Origin of the sequence: Mucilaginibacter gotjawali, assembly GCF_002355435.1 — a bacterium.
Taxonomy (GTDB): domain Bacteria; phylum Bacteroidota; class Bacteroidia; order Sphingobacteriales; family Sphingobacteriaceae; genus Mucilaginibacter; species Mucilaginibacter gotjawali.
Genome location: NZ_AP017313.1, coordinates 4939185 through 4959201, shown reverse-complemented (window position 1 = coordinate 4959201; position 20017 = coordinate 4939185). Strand labels below are relative to the sequence as shown.

Below are 20017 nucleotides of genomic sequence, written 5' to 3'. Positions count from 1 at the left end.
CAAATTAACGCATCTTCATTGTCATCTGCACATTTGCATATTCGCACATCTGCACATCATTTTCACGTTCCGTATTCCGGCGTTGTTATTTCGCTTTCTTCAAATTCGTATTCCGTAAGTGGCGGGCAAGAACAGATCAATGTCCTGTCACCATAAGTGTCATTCACACGGCCAACCGACGGCCAGAATTTGTAGGCAGCGACATAAGGCAGCGGGAAGGCAGCTTTCTGGCGGGTATAAGGATGTTCCCACTCGTTGGCGGTGATTACCGATGCGGTATGCGGGGCGTTCTTTAAAGGGTTATCTGTTTTATCAAAAATCCCTTTCTCCACATTGTCAATTTCATGACGGATAGAGATCATGGCATCGCAAAAACGGTCAAGCTCGTGTTTTGGTTCCGATTCTGTCGGCTCAACCATTACCGTGCCCGCAACCGGGAAGGAAACAGTTGGCGCATGGAAGCCATAATCCATCAGGCGTTTGGCAATATCGGTAACTTCAACGCCAAAGTTTTTAAATGCACGGCAATCCAATATCATTTCGTGTGCACAGCGGCCATTAGCCCCTGTATACAAAACAGGGTAGTGGTGTTCCAAACGCGCTTTGATATAGTTGGCATTCAATATCGCATAACGGGTTGCATTAGTTAAACCCTCGCCGCCCATCATGGCAATATAAGCATGTGATATAATTAAGATAGATGCAGAGCCCCACGGAGCAGCAGATACCGCATGAATAGATTTACCGCGTTCGATATCAACAACCGCGTGTCCCGGTAAAAATGGCACCAGGTGTTTAGCCACACCAATTGGGCCCATACCCGGGCCGCCACCACCATGCGGAATACAGAAGGTTTTATGCAGGTTTAAATGGCAAACGTCAGCACCGATGGTGGCCGGGCTGGTAAGGCCTACCTGGGCGTTCATATTAGCGCCGTCCATATAAACCTGGCCGCCGTTTGCATGTATGATCTCACAGATCTCGATGATCGATTCTTCAAACACGCCGTGGGTTGACGGGTAGGTAACCATCAGGCACGATAGTTCGTTTTTATATTGTTCAGCTTTGGCTTTCAGGTCGGCAACATCAATATTGCCATTTTCGTCACATTTAACCACAACGATCTTCATCCCGGCCATTGCCGCAGATGCCGGGTTGGTGCCATGGGCAGATGAAGGGATGAGCGCGATATTACGGTGTGAGTCGCCACGATCGTTATGGTAAGCACGAATTACCATTAATCCGGTATATTCGCCTTGCGCGCCGGCGTTTGGCTGCAAACTCATCGCTGCAAAGCCGGTGATCTCGCTCAGCCAATTGTTTAGTTCATCAAACACCTGCATATAGCCGCCCACCTGGTCGGCAGGGGCAAAGGGGTGCATTTTGCTGAACTCGGCCCAGGTAACCGGCACCATCTCTGTAGTGGCATTCAGTTTCATGGTGCACGAGCCTAACGCGATCATTGAATGACAAAGCGAAAGGTCCTTTGCTTCCAGCGATTTGATATAACGCAGCATCTCGTGTTCCGAATGATGCGAATTAAACAACGCGTGGGTTAAAAAAGCCGATTGGCGCTGTAATTCAGCCGGGATAACAGTTTGAATGTTTTCTTTTAATTCATCGAAAGTAACATCGTTCAATGTTTTGCCTTTTACCCTTGCAAAAAACCTTACGATGGTTTTAATATCTTCCGGCGAAGTGGTTTCATCGATAGCAATAGTCACTTCCGAACCTTTGTAATGGAAGTTCATTTCATTGTTGATCGCCTCGGCATGAACGGATCCGGTCAAAGCGCCAAGGTCAAACTTCAGTGTATCAAAGTACGCCTCATTTAATTGTTCATAGCCTAATTGTTTTAGTGAATCAGCCAGTAATATAGCAAGGCCATGGATTCTTTCGGCAATCAGTTTTACGCCTTTAGGGCCGTGATAAACTGCGTACATGCCGGCCATAATAGCCAGCAAGGCCTGTGCAGTACAGATATTGGAGGTCGCTTTGTCCCTGCGGATGTGCTGTTCGCGGGTTTGCAATGCCATACGCAGTGCGTAATCGCCGGCGCTGTCTATAGTAACACCGATGATACGGCCCGGGATTGAGCGTTTATATTCTTCTTTAGTGGCAAAAAAAGCGGCATGCGGCCCGCCAAAACCCATCGGTACGCCAAAACGCTGGGTTGAACCAACCACCACATCCGCACCCCATTCACCCGGAGGGGTTAAAAGGGCCAGGCTCATGATGTCGGCAATAACAGTTAATTTAATGCCTTTTTCGTGGCCTGCGGCAGCGAACCCGGCGTAATTGTAAATTGCGCCATTACCGGCAGGATATTGAACTATAGCGCCGAACATATTCTCGGTCAGTTCAACTGAACGATGATCACCGATCAGTAATTCTATACCGAACGGTTGTGCGCGGGTTTTTAAAATATCGATAGTTTGCGGAAATAACTCTTCCGAAACAAAATATACATTAGCGCCCTGATTTTTACGCAGGCTGTATTGCATAAACATGGCTTCGGCAGCCGCGGTGCCTTCGTCAAGCAGGGAGGCATTGGCAATTTCCATCCCGGTAAGGTCGATCACCATCGTCTGGAAGTTTAGTAATGCCTGTAAACGGCCCTGCGCAATTTCTGCCTGGTAGGGGGTGTATTGGGTGTACCATCCGGGATTTTCAAGAATATTGCGCTGTATTACGCCGGGAACGATCACATCATAATAGCCCTGCCCGATAAATGATTTAAAAACCTTGTTTTTTGAAGCAGTTTGCTTCAGTGTATTCAGGTAATCAAATTCGCTTTTGGCTGCCGGGAGGTTTAAGGGAGCCTTCAGTCTTATTTTTTGCGGTACCGTTTGGCTGATCAGTTCATCAAGTGAATCTGCACCTGCAACCTTTAACATTTGCGCGGTATCTGCCTCGTTTGGCGCGATATGACGCGACTGAAATTTTTCCTGATAATCGATGTTCAACTTCATGAATTAGCTTCCCTTAAATTTTCCGCAAAGGTACAAATTTCATTACTGTATAACAATTGAATAACCCGATGGTGACAATGGTTTTACATTGAAAAACTGTATTTTTAGCAAGTGATAACCTAAATAATGTTGCATAAAAAATTTTTACTTTTTTTCCTGTTATTTCTTTTCAGCCTGAGGGCATTTTCTGCCGTATTTGTGGTGACGAGCAATGCTGATTCGGGGCCGGGAACGCTGCGCGATGCTTTAATGCAGGCGGCGGCAAATGGTAGCGCTGCGCAAGATGTGATACAGTTTAAATTAGTGGATGTTAGTGTGGCGGGAAGGACAATTACCCTGATAACCCAACTGCCCGATCTGTCATCCAATCTTTTAATAGACGGTACCACCCAGCCCGGGGCGCCTTTTGGAGCCACCAATAGCCGCGTAGAAGTTTCGACGCCGGTTAATAACGACCCATTTACAACCTTCAATTTGTTGGGTATTAATAATGTCGAGATAGATGGCCTGTATATTTATGATTATTCTTACGCAAATTCAACCTGGGCTGACTTGAAAACGAGATATGCGTTTAACATTGCAAATTCAACCAATATTACTATCGGCGCGCCTGGTAAAGGGAACTTGATAAGAGGGTTTAAAGATCGGGTTGTTAACGGAAATGGAGTTGATTTTTTAAATATCCAGGGCAATGTTATCGGCCTGACACCCGAAGATAGTGCTACTGAAACTGGTGATAATATGCCCTCCGGCGGAATAAGCTTGTATCACTGCAATAATATCAATATAGGCGGTGCGGGTTCAGCAGGAAATATATTTTTCATAGGTATTGAAATCAACTTTGCTCAAAATTCAACTGGCAATGTGCTCAGTATCAAATCAAACAATTTTGGAGTTTTTCAGGATGGGGTAACCACATCATTTGAGTACCAATTAGTTTCTTATGTTAGGGTAAATACCGATTTTCTGAATCAATTTGGATTTACAGCATCGGATGCCCAAAAGTGCGCGACAGCCCAGTTAGATATTGAAAACAATACGAGTGGAAACTTTGAGACTGTTTTTTCCATAAACGCTTTGAAAGGGGGAATAAATTTTTATAGTAACTACCTTGGTCTAGCGGGCGATGGTACAACCAGTTTAAATTCCGCACAATCGCGTGCCAACGAAGGCCTGCCGGTAGGCATTTCAAACTGCCAGGCGCAGGTAAATTTTGGCACCGGCGATGCGGCACAAGCCAATTATTTAGGAGATTGTTTTAGTGCGATTGCGGCCGCCAATTCACCCAATATATTTATCCGCAAAAACGTGTTTAATTGTATATCTACAGGCGCCTATTTCAATGATGCAGCCGCTGGGGTGTTGCCCGTAGTAGCTCTTAACAAAACAAACACGGTAGGAAATCAAACAACATTGAGTGGCACTTCCAACCCTGGTGCGCTTATCGACGTTTATTCGTCAGAATCTTGCACCTATGCGAATTGCAGCATCCGAAATTACATCGAAACAGTTACAGCCGATAACACAGGTAAATGGCAAGCTAATATCTTGAATTTTAGCGGTATATTTTATGTATCAGCAACAGTAAACAATGTAACGTCTGAGTATAAAACTTTTCAAATAGATGCAACTAATGTAGTGGTTAAAAACCTTAGGTGCACTAATATTGCAACTATAAGCGGTTTAATTGTACCTACTGGGCTCACTTATTATTGGGTGGATGAAAATGGAAATATTATATCACATAGCCTTGACTTGACAGTAAGCAAGCCCGGTAAATATCAGTTGGTGCTGGGGGGTGGCTGTATAGTAAGCGAACAATTCCGGGTGGATGACGACCGTGTGATAATATACGATAACGGTTTGGTCAAAACCGATATATCCTGTGGAACAAGCAATGGATCGATAAAAAATTTATTTGTGTACGATCCCTTATCGGAAATCAGTACCTACGTTTGGAAAGATGGAAGCGGAAGCGTGGTAGGTCATACTTTAGAAGTTGCGGGATTAACGGCGGGTGATTATACCTTAACTGTCAATACGTCTGATGGCTGCGTAACAACCTACGGCCCCGTCACCCTAAAAAATGTTTCCGGCCCCAATATCGATCAATCCAACCCCAACATCCAATCCACCAATTGCGGCCAGTCGACCGGTTCAATTACTAACCTTGTTGTTACCGGAACAGGCACTTTAAAATATACCTGGTGGAACAGCCAGCAGCAAACTGTGGGTACCACCAAAGACCTTTTGGGACAACCTGCCGGAACCTATAAACTGGAGGTAATGGATGACAGCCAGTGCGGGCCGGTTTATAGCAGCGATATTACCATTCCCGAGACCAATGGTATCACCTTGGATGAAACTAAAGCTACGCCCGGCGTGGCAAGCTGCAGTAATAACAACGGGTCAATAACCGGGATCATAGTAACCGGGGCCACAAAATATATCTGGACAGATGCCGCCGGTCATTCAATTATTACCGTTGATCCCGATTTATTAAATGTAGCTCCAGGTGATTATACGCTTACCACATCAAACACATCCGGCTGCAGCAAAACAAGTCAGACTTACCACGTCGGGCAGGATCCGCCCACGCAATACCCTGTTTATGCGGCCACAATTGTTCCTGCCTGTTTCGGAAAAAACAATGGTTCTGTTTCAGTTGCGACAGACCTTTTGGTTAGCTCCGCGCGATGGATAGACAGCCAGGGTTTACCAAAAGGCGGGAGTTCGGCACAACTTACTGATGTTCCCGCCGGAACCTATCAGCTTTTTGTAACCGATAAAAACGGCTGCGAAAATTTATACAACAGTTATACGGTAACCACCATTCCGCAATTACAAATATTGCCGGGATCTGAAAAGATCGTTGACGATCAATGTACGTTGCATACCGGTGTTATTACAAACGTTCAGGTAAGTGGGGGCTTACAGCCGTACGCATGGTCGTGGCTGGATGCCAACAAAAAAATCGTCTCCTCAACGCCTGATCTCAGTGGCGTTGGCGCGGGCGTTTATACGCTAATTGTAAATGATGCGTCGGGCTGTGGATTGGTATCAGCTGCCTATACTGTCCAAAATCAAACAGATAATATTCCGGCGCCGGCTGTAAGCAATTTGCAATTATGCAGTGCAGGTGATGCCCTTTTGCAGGTAAGCAATCCATCAGCTGTTTACACCTATCGTTTGTACGATGCACAAACGGGCTCGACACCAATGGATGAGCAGGCCAACGGGAATTTCAAAATAACCGTTAAAAGCAATACCACATATTACGTGAGCCAGGTATCGGGCGATTGTGAGAGCCCCCGCAGTGCGGTGCAGGTGAGTGTTGGCATTAGTGCAGTTGATATTGCCAATGCTTTTACGCCCAATGGCGACGGGATTAATGATTATTGGACAATTAATGGAATTGCCAGCTACCCTTCGGCAATTGTACAGGTATTTACACGTAATGGCCAAAAAGTATTTGAATCAATAGGGTATCCTAAACCGTTCGACGGTACATACAGCGGGAAGCAACTCCCCGAGGGCGTTTATTACTATATCATCAACCTTAAATCCAACTGCAACCTGCTTTCGGGTAGTTTAACCATTATCCGATAGCCAATTGCCTTAAATACATTTGAATCGTATTTTCCAGGCCATAATACAAAGCATCGCAGATCAAGGCATGGCCTATGCTCACTTCATCCAAACCCGGAATGTTTTCAGCGAAATATTTCAGGTTCTGAAGGTCGAGGTCGTGCCCGGCGTTTATTCCGAGGCCAACTTTGTGTGCAATCTCTGCGGCTTTTACATAAGGAGCAATAGCGGCTTCTTTATTTTGGTGATATTGATGCGCATAGGCTTCGGTATATAATTCAATACGGTCGGTTCCCGTGGTGGCGGCGGCTTCAACCATTTCTGCAACCGGGTCGACAAATATCGATACGCGGATGCCGGCATCCTTAAATACCCTGATCATATCCTTTAAATACTGTTGGTGGGTAATGGTATCCCAGCCATGGTTGGAGGTGATCTGCCCTAAAACATCAGGTACCAAAGTAACCTGTTCGGGTTTGTTGGCCAGCACCAGGTCGATGAATTTTTGTTCCTGGCAGTTGCCTTCAATATTAAATTCAGTGGTTACAATTTTTTTCAGGTCGAAAACATCCTGGTAACGGATGTGCCTTTCATCGGGCCGGGGGTGTACAGTTATGCCCTGGGCGCCAAAGCGTTCGCAGTCTTTGGCCACCTGTACCAGGTCGGGGTTATTGCCGCCGCGCGAGTTACGCAGGGTGGCTATTTTGTTGATGTTGACGGAGAGACGGGTCATTTTGATTTCGGAATTACGAATTACGATTTCGGATTTATTTATTTTAGAAGACTTCAAATACAAACATATAAATACTAATTTCGAAATCCTTTATTGGAATATTTAATTTACAATGAAAAGGCTTTTAAATTATATCTATTTCCTTTTTTGTTATTGACGCAAACAGAGGTTGCCCATGCCCAGGCCAATTACCTCAAAATAACCAACTACAAAGTTTACTACGGTTGGGCTACGCATTATCCGCAGGACTGGATGATCATCCGGCAGTTTGAGAATGAGGGTAAAAACTATTTTTTGCTGGTAAACCCCCAAACACTTGAAACAAGAATTGACGAGCCGTCATTTTATAAAGTTAAGCCGTTGACGCTGTCTGAAGCACGTGATTTTTTTAGGAATTCGCCTTATATAAAGGCGATCAAAAAAGCCGAGAGGCATTCTGTAAACACCCAGGATGCCGGTATAGAAAATGGCATGCCCAAACAAACAGGTATCAGCCTTACGGCCGATCTTTGCCCGTCTCATCGCCCGTTGGATAAAAGAATATTTACGGAAATAATAAGCGAATTTCAAAAGGTGGAGTACCCCGTTCCGGTGGCGCTATCTGTCTCGGGGATCTGGATGAAACAACACCAACAGGACCTGGAATGGTTAAAAAAATGCATGCGGAGCATCAAATAAACATTACCTGGATCAACCATTCCTATAACCATAGGGTTAGCCCTACCTTGCCGCTTAAAAATAATTTTTTACTGCTGCCGGGAACCAATATTAATTTCGAGGTGCTTGAAACAGAAAAGTCCATGCTGAAAAACGGTTTGCTGCCGTCTGTATTTTTCAGGTTTCCGGGTTTGGTATCTGATCGGCAGCTGGTATTTAAGATCACCGATTTCGGCCTTATCCCCGTTGGTTCTGATGCCTGGCTGGCTAAGGGGCAGAAACCCCAGGCAGGCAGCATCGTACTGATCCATGGCAATGGCAACGAACCGGTAGGGGTAAACGATTTTATTAAGCTGATCCATTCCAAAACAAAAGCGATTGCAAAAAAAGAATGGCTGTTGTACGATTTGCGGGAAAGCGTTGATAAAGAGTTTGAAAATAAATCCGATAGTACGGCACAATGATTTTACAGCCCGTTTAATAGTGGACCAGGTCTTTTTCTGAAAAAGATTTTTCCAGCACAACAACCAGATCGGTGATGCTGATCGGTTTCGAGATAAAATAATTCATGCCGGCTTCCAAACAAGCGGCTTTGTCCTCGGCCATGGCGCTCGCTGTCATGGCAATAATATAGGGTTGCCTGGTATCCTGCATGCGGATAATCCGGGTTGTTTCCAGACCGTCCATTTCTGGCATCTGAACATCCATTAATATAATATCATAAAAGTCGTTCTCCAGCATTTCAAGCACCTGTTTGCCATTATTTACAACTTCCGGTGTATAGCCAAGCCGGGCAATCACTTTGGTGATTAATTTTTGGTTGATCAGGTTGTCTTCAGCTATCAGGATCTTCATCGGGAATTTTTGAGCAAACCCGGCAGATAGAATAGTTGCAGGTTCTGTTATGCCGGTAATTGATGCTCTGCGCGCCAATTCTGATTCCATCAGGCTGAATAGCTGATGCTGTTTTACCGGCTTTAATAGTGTTTTAACAAATGGATCCTGGTTCCTGCTTTTCTCGATAACCGAACAGATCAGCACAACCGGAATTTCAGGATACATTTTTCTGAACGAATTGCTTAATTCAAGCGTATCGCTTCCCGGTACCTGAGCGCCCGTTATAATCAGGCTAAAGGTATTCCCGGTAGTTAGCAACTTCAATGCTTCATCTGCCGACGAAACGCAAACGGGGCTTAGTTCCCATTGCTTAAGCTGGGTCTCTAAAATATTACGTGCAGTTAAATTCCCCTCAACCAGTAAAATTTTCTTACCCCGAAGGCCAGTAAGATTAAAATCGGTATTGGCACCTGCATTGTGGCCTAATACGTTTTTTATATTAAATGTAACAGTAGTTCCTTTGCCCGGTTCACTTTCGATGCCGATTTTTCCACCCATCAGTTCAACCAAACGTTCGCATATTACCAGGCCCAAACCGGTGCCGCCATGGCTGCGCGTTGTTGAATTATCTACTTGCGAGAATGCCCTGAATAAGCGGGGCAATTTGTCAGCGGCTATACCTACACCTGTATCTTTTATTTTAAACCCTAAATTTATTTTACTGCTGTCTTTTTCAAGTACATTTATTTCGATGAGTATCTCGCCTCTGCTGGTGAATTTGATGGCGTTATTTATAAGGTTGATTAAAACCTGCCGGATGCGCAACTGATCGCCGATTATCTGCGCCGGGACGTTTTCATCAAGTTGATATAATAGTTCAAGCTGTTTTTTGGCCGAAACCTCCGAGAAAAGGTCGAACACATCCTCTACACATTGCCTCAGGTTAAATTCATACGCATCAAGCTCCATATTGCCGGATTCTATTTTCGAGAAATCAAGAATATCATTAATTACATTTAACAAATTTTCGCCGCTGACACGAATAATGTCGGCATATTCGCGTTGCTCGGGTGTTAGGGCTGTTTCAAAAAGCAGCGAAGTCATGCCCAATACGCCATTCATCGGGGTGCGGATCTCGTGGCTCATGGTTGCCAGGAAAACACTTTTGGCTTTGTTTGCTTTTTCTGCTTCTTTACGGGCCTTTAATTCCTGCTCTTTCTGTACCTGGAGTTTATTGTTTAAATCCAGTAAATGGAGAGATTGTTTTTTTAGCTCTTCCGACTGTTTTACAACTTCTGCCGTTTGTTTTACGACACGCTTTTCAAGGATTTTTTGCTGTGCTTTTATTGCAAAAACCCGGTAACGGTAAACGCTGTAAACAACCAGGCAAGCGAACACAAAAAGTAACACCCTGAACCACCATGTCATATAATAGGGAGGAATGATAATTATTTTCAGCGTTGCCGGTGTATTGTTCCAAAAGCTGTCGTTATTTGAGGCTTTTACCTTAAAAGTATATTCGCCGGGATTAAGGTTGGTATATGTTGCTCTTCTCTGCGACCCAACGTAATTCCAGTTTTTTTCAAACCCTTCGAGCTTATAGGCATACGAGTTCATTTCGGGAAGCGTGAAATTAAGGCCGCTATAACCGATAGTAAAAACGGATTGATTATAGTTGAGCCGGATAATTTTTGTTTCGTCGATGGCGCTTTTGAGAACAGAATTCGCACCTGGCGAAACCTTTTTATTGAACAGCTCAAAATCAGTAAATACTATTTTGGGTAAACGTTTATTAACCGACAGGTGATACGGGTCAACTATATTGAACCCGTTATGGCCGCCGAAAAGCAATTGCCCGTTTTTCGCATTCAATACCGCGCCGCTTGTGAATTCAAAACCCTGCAGGTTGTTTTGAAAAGTATATTTTCTGATGTTATTGGTAAAAGGTTTAAAGCTGATCAATCCATGATTAGTACCTGCCCAAATAAAACCATTTTCATCTTCAGTAATGGTGTTTATGATGGAGTAGTACTTCCCGTCCGGAAAATTATAACCCACAAATGATTTTTTGTTTTTATCGTAAACATTTAGCCCTCCGCCAAGCGTACCAACCCAAAGGTTTTTGTTGCTGTCTTCAAAGATTGAAATGATCACATCATTTGTTAAGCCCTTGTTCCAGGGCATATAGTGTATAAAATTATCAGCCGCCGGGTTATATAAGTTCAGGCCGTTAAATGTGCCTACCCACATGCGGTACTGGCTGTCCCGGTAAATCACCCTTACATCATTGTTGCTTAGGCTGTGTAACGTATCCGCCGGGGAGTATGCATATCTTTTTATGACTTTTGAGCCATGGATAATGTTTAAGCCCACCTCATCCAATCCAACCCAAACGTCGCCCGTTTTATCCTTAGCAAGGGCAAAAACATGTTTTCCGCTAATTTGATCGGGTTTATTGCCGGTACCGTAATGAGTTGCCTTTTTGGTGTCAGTGTTAAAAAGATCGAGTCCATCATCATAGTATCCAATCCACAGGGTGTTTTTTCCGTTTTGTATGATGTTTAAGATATGGTTGCCGTTTATAGTGCTTTTATTTTTAGGCTGATGAGTGTAATTCGTAAAAGCCTTTGACTCTTTGTCGAAATAATTTAAACCTCCGCCATCAGTCCCTATCCAAAATCCTTTGTCGTGTTCGGCAAACGCGGTAACTATATCATTGCTCAGCCCCAATTTACTGCCGGCTTGTTTACTATAGCGTTCAAAGGATGATAGGTTTCGGTCATAAAAAGTAACGCCCGATTCATAAGTTCCTATCCACAAAATACCGTCTTTATCTAAAATGGAATTGATGGAGTGGTTTTTATCCGCAATGTTTTTATCCTCATTGGTGTATTGTGTAAACAACCCTTTTTGTACATCAAACAGATCCAGGCCATCCTCTGTGCCCACCCATAGTGTTTTATGCCCGGCTCTTTTAATAGCGAATACATTGTTATTGATGAGCGAACCGGCATTATTTGCATGGTGGGTAAAATGGGTAAATGATTGTTTTATCATAGCAAAGCAATCAATACCGCCGCCGGCCGTGCCGATATATAAATTGCCGTCATCACTGTTAAATACGGTATTAACCTGGTTGTTACTCAGGCTGTTTGCCCCGCCATGCACGTAGTATTTTGTAAACCCGGTTTGATAATTGAATTGCACCAGCCCGCCGCCTGTACCCAGCCATAAATCACCGCTGTTTCCCTCTGCGATCGAATAAATATGATGACCGGCGATGTAGTCCTTGTTTTTGACATAAAAAAAGCGCCTGAATTTTCTCGTTTTTTGATTAAAGAGGTTTAGCCCCGAATAGGTGCCTATCCAAATATTATTTTTGCTGTCCTGGAAAATTGTGTTGATATCTCCGCTTGACAGCGTAGCGGTATCTTCTTTATTACTCTGGAAATTTGTAAAGGAATCTGTTTGGCGATCATACAGGCTTACGCCGCCACCGCTTGTCCCCACCCAAATATTGTTAGCACTGTCTTCAAAAACTACAACGATGTTATTTGACGGTAACGAATGTTTATCACCTGGCTGGTGGCGGTAAACAGTAAAACTATAACCATCGTATTTATTTAAACCATCATCGGTAGCAAACCACATATAACCTTTGCGGTCCTTTATGATGAATTTAACATCGTTCTGGGATAGCCCGTCGTTAACAGTCAGCGAACTGAATTTAACGTTTTTAACCTGCCCGGATGCAGAAGAATAGTAGAGGAAAAAACTGCATAAAAATGCAGCTGCGTATAAAAGGAACGGCTTTCGTTTAAAATTAATCATTAAATTAATGGCAGGGAACTTTTACGTTAAAAAACATAACCCCCCTGTGGGCCAGGTAATCTGATAGGGTTTTACGTAAAAAACATTTGATTTGTTGTATCAAAAATGTTGCACAGTGCAAATGCCCGGGCTATTTGAAGCGTTCTATATTAACTCAAGTCAGGGGTTTGGATCTGGTCGAGGGAAAGGGGAACCAATTTTTTGGTTTTGAGGTAAGTAATGGTTACGATGAGCAATGTCATGCTGCCGCCGAATATTACTGAAGGAATTGTGCCTAAAAGTGTTGCCGCTGCGCCTGATTCAAAAGCCCCGATTTCATTTGATGAGCCTATAAACATAAAATTTACGGCCGAAACACGGCCGCGCATATGGTCGGGGGTTAAAAGCTGCATAATTGTGCCGCGGATAATTACGCTGATGCTATCAAATGCGCCTTCGGTAAACAGGAAAAACAGGGATAAATAAAAGCTGCGCGACAGCCCAAAGCAGATGATGGATAAGCCAAAACCTGTTACAGCAATCAGCAAATTTCGCCAGGGTTTGCCCATTGGCGAATAGCGTGCCATGGCCAGCATTGTTAATACAGCCCCAAGTGATGATGTGGCCCTCATAATTCCTAAACCCTGGGAGCCAACTTTCAAAATATCATTAGCAAACACGGGCAACAATGCTACTGCTCCGCCAAAAAATACTGAAAAAAGGTCGAGGCTCATCGCCCAGATCAATATTTTGCTGTTAAATACAAAATGTATCCCCTCTCTTAAACTTATCCATATACTCTCTTTTGGTGCAAATACAGGTGGATATGAGCGCAACAGGTAAATCAACAGGATAGAAATTAAAAGAAAAGCCAATATAACTGCAAAAGCAGCGGTGATGCCCACGAACCCATAAATCAAACCACCGGTTGCAGGGCCGAGAATAGCGGCAATTTGCCAGCTTGAACTGCTCCATGAACTTCCGTTGGGATAAAGCTCTTTTGGAATGCTATTGGCATATACCGTAAAAGTAGCCGGGCCATAAAAGGCCCGCGCCAGGCCGTTCAAAAATATCATGCCATAAATAACCGGGACGATCCATCCTTTGTGGATATGCGGGCTCATTTTATCCATGGTAACAGCAAACATCACCAGTGAAGAGATAAACACAAGGGACGATATAATCAAAAGCATTTTTCTTTTCTCAGATTTATCTGCGACATATCCTCCATAAAGCGCAATCCCAATGGCGGGTACAGCCTCGCACAGGCCTATCAAACCTAATGCAAGCTTACTGTGTGTTGCCTGGTAAATGTAAAAGCCAATGACTACCGCCTGCATCTGGTAAGCAAACGTAAAGAAAAACCGCATACCCAGGTAGGAGCGGAAATCTTTATAGCGCAGGGCGGCAAAGGAATCTTTTATGACCGGACTATCTGTTTCTTCTGACACAAATGACAGTTTAAGGTTGCGAATTTACAATTTGCATCATTAAAGTTATGTTATGTAACAACACCACTATGTAATTTTATGGCGACGAAAAACCTGTACAGGTATTGGTTAGAACCCATGCTGATCAATCAAATAGATCAAAGCCGCCATGGAAGCGGCGCCGAGTTCAAGTTCGCGCTTATTCACATTCTCAAATACATCATTTGGGGTGTGATGGACATCAAAATACCGCTGCGAGTCGGGCAAATAGCCAATGAGTACCACCTGTTTTGATTTTTCTTTCAGAGGGCCAATATCGCTACCGCCACCGCCTGCAACCAACACATTTGAGCCGTATGGGGCAAGCAATTTGCCCCAATTGTTGTTGATGTTTTGGAGCGTGGTTGCAGATACGCCGTCGAAACCGAAGCCCCTTGGGGTAAAGCCACCCAGGTCTGTTTCAATAGCAGCAATGTGCTCCTCCTTGTTTTGAGCAGCAAGTTCTGCATATTTATCGCCTCCGCGGTCGCCGTTTTCTTCATTGATAAAAAACACCGCGCGAATAGAGTTTTTGGGTTTATAGCCCATAACTTTTAGGATGCGTAACACCTCTACTGATTGCATAATGCCTGTACCATCGTCGTGAGCGCCTTCGGCAAGGTCCCATGAATCTAAATGCCCCCCAACTATAATAAAGCTATTGGGATGTTCGGTGCCCTTCATTTCGCCTATTACATTAAAAGAGGGTGCATCCGGCAACGTTTGGCAATTTTGTTTAAAATAAAATTTGATAGATGCTGACCCCTTGAGCATGGAACTTAGTTTATTGGCATCAATAGTTGAGATAGCAGCGGCCGGAATATTTACACCGTCTTTAACATATAATGTTGCGCCGGTGTGCGGATAAATATCCAGGCTTTCGGTTAATGAACGCACAATTACGCCTACAGCGCCATATTTTGCAGCGGCTGCAGGGCCGGCAAAGCGTTGGTCGCCCGCTGTGCCATATGCCTGAATAGTTTCAATAAACCGGGGATCAAATGGCCGGTTAAAAAACACAATTTTGCCCTTAATCGCTTTTTCGCCAAGTGTATCCAGTTGTTTTAAACTATGTACTTCGATGATAGCAGCAGTTAAGCCGTTTTTGGGCGTAGCTACGGTCATACCTAAAGCTGCTATATGCACCGGCACCCTGTTTTTGCCCTGGATGATAACCCCCTCTTCTTTAGCGCCGCGGACCCAATGAGGCACCATAACGGGCTGTAAAAACACCGTATCGAAACCATAGCTTTTCATTAGCTTTTCTCCCCATACGATTGCTTTCTGCGCGTTTGCCGATCCACTAATCCGCTGCCCGATATTTTTGCACAGGTAATGCAGGTTGCCATAACATTGCCCGTTAACCAGTTCTTCATCATAAATTTTGCGGATCATTAATGAGTCCTGGGCCTTCAATAAGGTAGTGGTTAATACCAGTGAAAAAAGGAGGGTAAGTTTTAATTTCATTTTAATAGCTTTTAGCAAATGTAGTATTATGTGGTGAAAGGGTAAAACGCAAATCTGATTCCGATACCTATCGGCACGAATTCCAACACCCGTTATCAGGAGATCTTATTCCAGCTTAAGCCTTCTTCTTTTGATCGTAACGACTGGTTTAAAATTTGATTTTCGGGAGCTGCCAAATAAGGGTCTTTCTCAAAAATGCTTTCTACAAAGCGGCGAACGGTGATCAATAATTCCTGGTCGGTTACAATGTTGGCTAGCTTCAGATCGAGTACCCCGCTTTGCTGCGTGCCGTCAATATTGCCCGGGCCGCGCAGTTGTAGGTCGGTTTCGGCAATTTCAAAACCGTTATTTGTTTTCACCATCGTATCCAGCCTTATCCTGCCATCGCGGCTAAGCTTTGAATGGCTCATTAATATACAAAACGATTGTTCGGCGCCACGGCCAACACGGCCGCGGAGCTGGTGAAGCTGCGATAAGCCGAACCGCTCGGCATTTTCAATGATCATTACAGATGCATTCGGGATATTTACCCCCACCTCAATAACCGTAGTGGCTACCATTATCTGCGTTTCACCTTTAATAAAGCGGTTCATTTCAAATTGCTTGTCGGCAGCGCTCATTTTACCGTGAACGATACTGATGCGGAAATCAGGTAACGGAAATTCATGGGCCATTACTTCTGTACCCTCCTCCAGGTTTTTCAGGTCGAGTTTTTCACTCTCTTGTATCAATGGGTAAACAACATAAACCTGCCGTCCTTTGGCAATTTCCTGTTTCATAAAACCAAACATCCTTAGCCGCTGGGCTTCATAAAAGTGTACGGTTTGTATGGGTTTGCGACCAGCAGGTAATTCATCGATTACTGATATGTCCAGGTCTCCGTATAAAGTCATGGCCAGTGTACGCGGAATTGGGGTAGCTGTCATTACCAGGATGTGCGGCGGAACAATGTTTTTACGCCAGAGTTTAGCGCGCTGCTCCACGCCGAAACGGTGCTGCTCGTCGATCACCACGAAACCGAGGTTTTTAAACTGAACCTTATCCTCTATCAGCGCATGGGTGCCGATTAAAATTTTCAGCTCACCGTTCTCTAATTTTTCATGCAGTATGTTCCGGGCTTTTTTTGTGGTGGAGCCGGTTAACAGGGCCACTTCGATAAAATCATCGCCAATAAGTTCTTTAATGGTTTGATAATGCTGATTGGCAAGTATTTCGGTGGGTGCCATAATACAGGTTTGGAAACCATTGTCAATGGCGATCAGCATACTCATTAATGCCACTACCGTTTTACCGCTTCCAACATCGCCCTGTAAAAGCCTGTTCATCTGAACGCCGCGCTGTGTGTCCTGCCTTATCTCTTTTAAAACCCGCTTTTGCGCATTGGTTAAAGGGAAGGGCAATTTGTGGTGATAGAAATTGTTAAACGTATCGCCAACAGACTGAAAGATATTCCCTTTGAATTTTTGGGTGTGTAAAAGTTTGTTTTTTAACAGCTTTAATTGCAATATAAAAAGCTCTTCAAATTTTAAGCGGTAAATGGCTTCATTAAGCTTTGCCGGGTCATCCGGAAAGTGGATGTTCTTATAGGCCTCGGCCCTGCCGGTTAGTTTAAACCGGTTGATGATATAAAGCGGCAGGGTTTCGTGCACATCTCTCAGGCATTGTTCCAAAAGGCCGGCCACAAGTTTTTGAATACCCTTGCTATCAAGCGAATATTGCTTTAGTTTTTCCGTGGAATTGTAAGCCGGCTGCAGGGTTAAATTGCCTTTACGCTGCTGCGCTTCGGCATTGTATAATTCCATTTCGGGGTGGGCCATTTGGGCCTTTCCGTTAAAAAAGCCAGGTTTGCCAAACAATACGTACACTTTACCTATGATCAGCGTTTTTTCAATCCATTTAACACCCTGAAACCACACAAGTTCGATAATGCCGGTATCGTCTTTGGCCTGTGCCACCAGGCGCCTGGTATGTTTTTCTCCTAAAATTTCGAAATGGGTTAAACGCGCCAATACCTGTACATAAGGTAGTTCAGGCTGAATGTCTTTTATTTTATAAAACCGCGTACGGTCAATGTATTTGTAGGGGAAATAATTAAGCAGGTCTTCAAAAAGCGCTATTTGCAGTTCTTTTTTTAACACGCCGGCCCGGCTCAGGCCAACGCCCCTGAGGTACTCTATCGGGGTTTGAAATACGCTGCTATTCAATTAGTGGTTGGGTGAATTATTGAATTATTGGTTTTATAATTCTCCTAAGTTATAAATATCCTGTTTTTTTGAAAACACTAGGGCTTAAAAGCAGTAACTGTTATTTCAACATTCACATTTTTTGGTAGTGCTGCAACCTGTACGGTTTCCCTGGCCGGAAAATTATCGCTGAAGTAAGTTCCGTAAACCTCGTTTACCAGGGCAAAATTTTGCATATCTTTCAAAAAGATACTGGTTTTAACGATGTGGCTAAAGTCAATACCTGCTTCAGTTAAAATAGCATTAATATTTTCCATCACCTGTTTGGTTTCAGTTTTTATATCATCCAATACCAATTCGCCATTGGCAGGGTTAATGGCGATCTGGCCAGAAGCAAATAAAAAATTTCCTGCCCGGATAGCCTGGCTGTAAGGGCCGATAGGCGCAGGTGCATTATTAGTGTTAATTACAGTTTTCATTATTTTTGTGTTTCGTATTGTAAAAAGTTGGTGTTGTATTAAGGCCTGATGAGCATTTATGGGCATGCCGCCATTGTAATCATCAGTGGCTGTTTGCCATTCGTACTGTTGCGTCGTTTACTTATTCAACGGCTATATTTTTTTCCAGATCAGCCATTCCACTAACTTCCAGAGTATACCCAGTAAAAATACGGTTATAGCAATGGCGTTGATGGCGTGCATTACTTTAAGGTTAAAACTAATGGGCCGGTTGGGGTCTTTTTTTCTAAAGAAGTACATGTTCAAATTTAATTAAATTTCCCTGCACAAATTTAATTAACTACTTATTGATTTTAACCGGGATCCTCAATAATTAACAATAAAAAAGGCTTCCCGGGTTGCGGGAAGCCTTTAGTAATTATATGAATTACCGATTATTTTTTGTGGAATTCAACACGACGATTTGCAATACGTCCTGCTTCAGTTGAGTTATCAGCGATTGGGTGAGTTTCACCAAAACCTTTAACTTTTAATTTTTTAGCCGGAACACCTGAATTTACTAAGTAAGTTTTTACAGAGTTTGCACGGTCTTTTGATAAACGCATGTTGTGAGCAGCAGTACCTTCAGATGAAGCATAACCATCTAATTCAGCAGATGCACCTGAAGACCTTAGGTCAGCAGAAGTAGCATCCAAAATTGGATAAGAAGATGTTTTCAATACTGAAGAGTCAAATTCAAACTGGATGTTAGAATAAGCAGCAGCAGAAGTAGCTGGACCGCTGATCTGTCCTTTTCTCATGAATAATGATGTGTCAACAGGAGGAGGAAGCGGGCAACCTGATCCGTCAACAACAGTACCGGCAGGAGTGTTAGGACATTTGTCAAATTGATCAGAAACACCGTCACCGTCAGAATCTTTCTTCAAGCCGTTAACCGCAGTTTCAACATTAGCAACACGGCCTTTCAAAGCTTCAACTTCCTGGCGTAAAGCAGCATCGTACAATTCATCATACATCATTGCTACCGGGTTTGCCCACTCTAAACTTGGTTTAGATTTAGGACCGAAAGTATATTCTAAACCGGCGTAACCGTAAGAATATTTGTTTGTGATAGCCTGAGGAAATGCAGCGTGAACACCTGACAGGTTAATGCCATCAGTAAAGTTTTCAGTATAGCCTAAATTAAGGTCTAACTGATCGCTCAATTTAAATTTAACGCCGGCACCGATCGGAACTATCAGTTCTTTAACAGTTTTGTTGTAATTGTGGTCTACGCCGTTAGCATCAATTGGATCTGGTTTGTAGAAAGCTAAACCAGCACCACCTGAAACATAAAAGTTAACTGCGTTTGCACGGTGAAGGAAACTAACGTTACCAACGTTAATAACACCGCTTAAGCTACCAGACCAAAATTTGGTAGAGAAGCTTGACCATTTCATGCCCTTTAAGTCGGTTACAGTGCCTGAGCCTGCGTCACCTTTTAAGGTACCGCCGTGAGCGTCTAATTGCAAGCTAAATGCGTGGCTTAATTGGTCTCTTAACGAAAGGCCATAACCCAAATCAGCTTTTGATTTTGGAAAAGGATTTGCACCGCCTGTAAATACTGACGGAGATGTTGCACCGATGTTGATACCAATGCTAAAAGTGTTGTACTGTGAAGCGCCGCCAAATACCTTGGCAGTGCCTGTTCCAGACGACGTTTTAGATGAATCCGCAGGAGTTGTTTGAGCTTTCGCCATCCCAACTGCCATCAAGGAAACAAATGACAAGACGACTGTTTTCTTTAATGTAGAATAGTTCATAGTTTTAAGATTAAACGATTTTAATTGTGATTTTTTTCAAA

12 protein-coding genes are annotated in these 20017 nt (G+C 43.6%); 3 read left to right on the top strand and 9 right to left on the bottom strand.

Going from position 1 to position 20017, the window contains the following annotated elements; all coding sequences use genetic code 11:
* Positions 1-62 precede the first annotated feature (62 nt).
* The gene (gcvP, locus tag MgSA37_RS21860) at positions 63-2972 is read right to left on the bottom strand and encodes an aminomethyl-transferring glycine dehydrogenase (RefSeq protein ID WP_096355003.1); all 2910 of its coding nucleotides are present in this window, start codon (positions 2970-2972) and stop codon (positions 63-65) included.
* Between the two features lie 126 nt (positions 2973-3098).
* Between gcvP and MgSA37_RS21855 the strand changes: the two genes are divergently transcribed.
* Complete coding sequence (locus tag MgSA37_RS21855; protein WP_096355001.1) at positions 3099-6581, top strand: gliding motility-associated C-terminal domain-containing protein; 3483 nt, start codon at positions 3099-3101, stop codon at positions 6579-6581.
* Here MgSA37_RS21855 and MgSA37_RS21850 read toward each other — a convergent pair.
* Positions 6571-7293, bottom strand: a complete 723-nt coding sequence (locus MgSA37_RS21850) for a pyridoxine 5'-phosphate synthase (RefSeq protein ID WP_096354999.1) — start codon at positions 7291-7293, stop codon at positions 6571-6573. The two genes, MgSA37_RS21855 and MgSA37_RS21850, sit on opposite strands and share 11 nt — an antisense overlap.
* Positions 7294-7446: 153 nt before the next feature.
* Here MgSA37_RS21850 and MgSA37_RS21845 point away from each other — a divergent pair, with 153 nt between their 5' ends.
* Positions 7447-7971, top strand: coding sequence for a polysaccharide deacetylase family protein (locus MgSA37_RS21845; RefSeq protein ID WP_157750676.1), 525 nt, complete (start codon positions 7447-7449; stop codon positions 7969-7971).
* Complete coding sequence (locus tag MgSA37_RS21840; RefSeq protein ID WP_096354995.1) at positions 7938-8414, top strand: polysaccharide deacetylase family protein; 477 nt, start codon at positions 7938-7940, stop codon at positions 8412-8414. The genes MgSA37_RS21845 and MgSA37_RS21840 overlap by 34 nt, the downstream gene beginning before the upstream one ends.
* A gap of 13 nt (positions 8415-8427) precedes the next feature.
* Here MgSA37_RS21840 and MgSA37_RS21835 read toward each other — a convergent pair whose 3' ends face one another.
* The 7 genes from MgSA37_RS21835 to MgSA37_RS21810 all read right to left on the bottom strand — a co-directional run bounded on the left by MgSA37_RS21835 (position 8428) and on the right by MgSA37_RS21810 (position 19976).
* Positions 8428-12618 carry a hybrid sensor histidine kinase/response regulator gene (locus MgSA37_RS21835; protein WP_096354993.1) on the bottom strand — a complete coding sequence of 1397 codons (4191 nt, stop codon included), beginning with the start codon at positions 12616-12618 and terminating at the stop codon, positions 8428-8430.
* Between the two features lie 149 nt (positions 12619-12767).
* Complete coding sequence (locus MgSA37_RS21830; protein WP_232010708.1) at positions 12768-14048, bottom strand: MFS transporter; 1281 nt, start codon at positions 14046-14048, stop codon at positions 12768-12770.
* A 108-nt stretch (positions 14049-14156) separates the two neighbouring features.
* Positions 14157-15533, bottom strand: a complete 1377-nt coding sequence (locus MgSA37_RS21825; RefSeq protein ID WP_096354991.1) for a M20/M25/M40 family metallo-hydrolase — start codon at positions 15531-15533, stop codon at positions 14157-14159.
* Positions 15534-15628: 95 nt separating this feature from the next.
* Complete coding sequence (gene recG / locus MgSA37_RS21820) at positions 15629-17737, bottom strand: ATP-dependent DNA helicase RecG (RefSeq protein ID WP_096354989.1); 2109 nt, start codon at positions 17735-17737, stop codon at positions 15629-15631.
* 77 nt (positions 17738-17814) lie between these two features.
* Complete coding sequence (locus MgSA37_RS21815) at positions 17815-18195, bottom strand: RidA family protein (RefSeq protein ID WP_172885356.1); 381 nt, start codon at positions 18193-18195, stop codon at positions 17815-17817.
* A 132-nt stretch (positions 18196-18327) separates the two neighbouring features.
* Entirely contained in the window at positions 18328-18474 is a 147-nt protein-coding gene (locus MgSA37_RS28630) for a DUF6728 family protein (protein WP_172885355.1), read from the bottom strand.
* 134 nt (positions 18475-18608) lie between these two features.
* On the bottom strand, positions 18609-19976 hold the full coding sequence (locus MgSA37_RS21810; protein WP_096354987.1) for an OmpA family protein: 1368 nt from the start codon (positions 19974-19976) through the stop codon (positions 18609-18611).
* Positions 19977-20017: the final 41 nt, after the last annotated feature.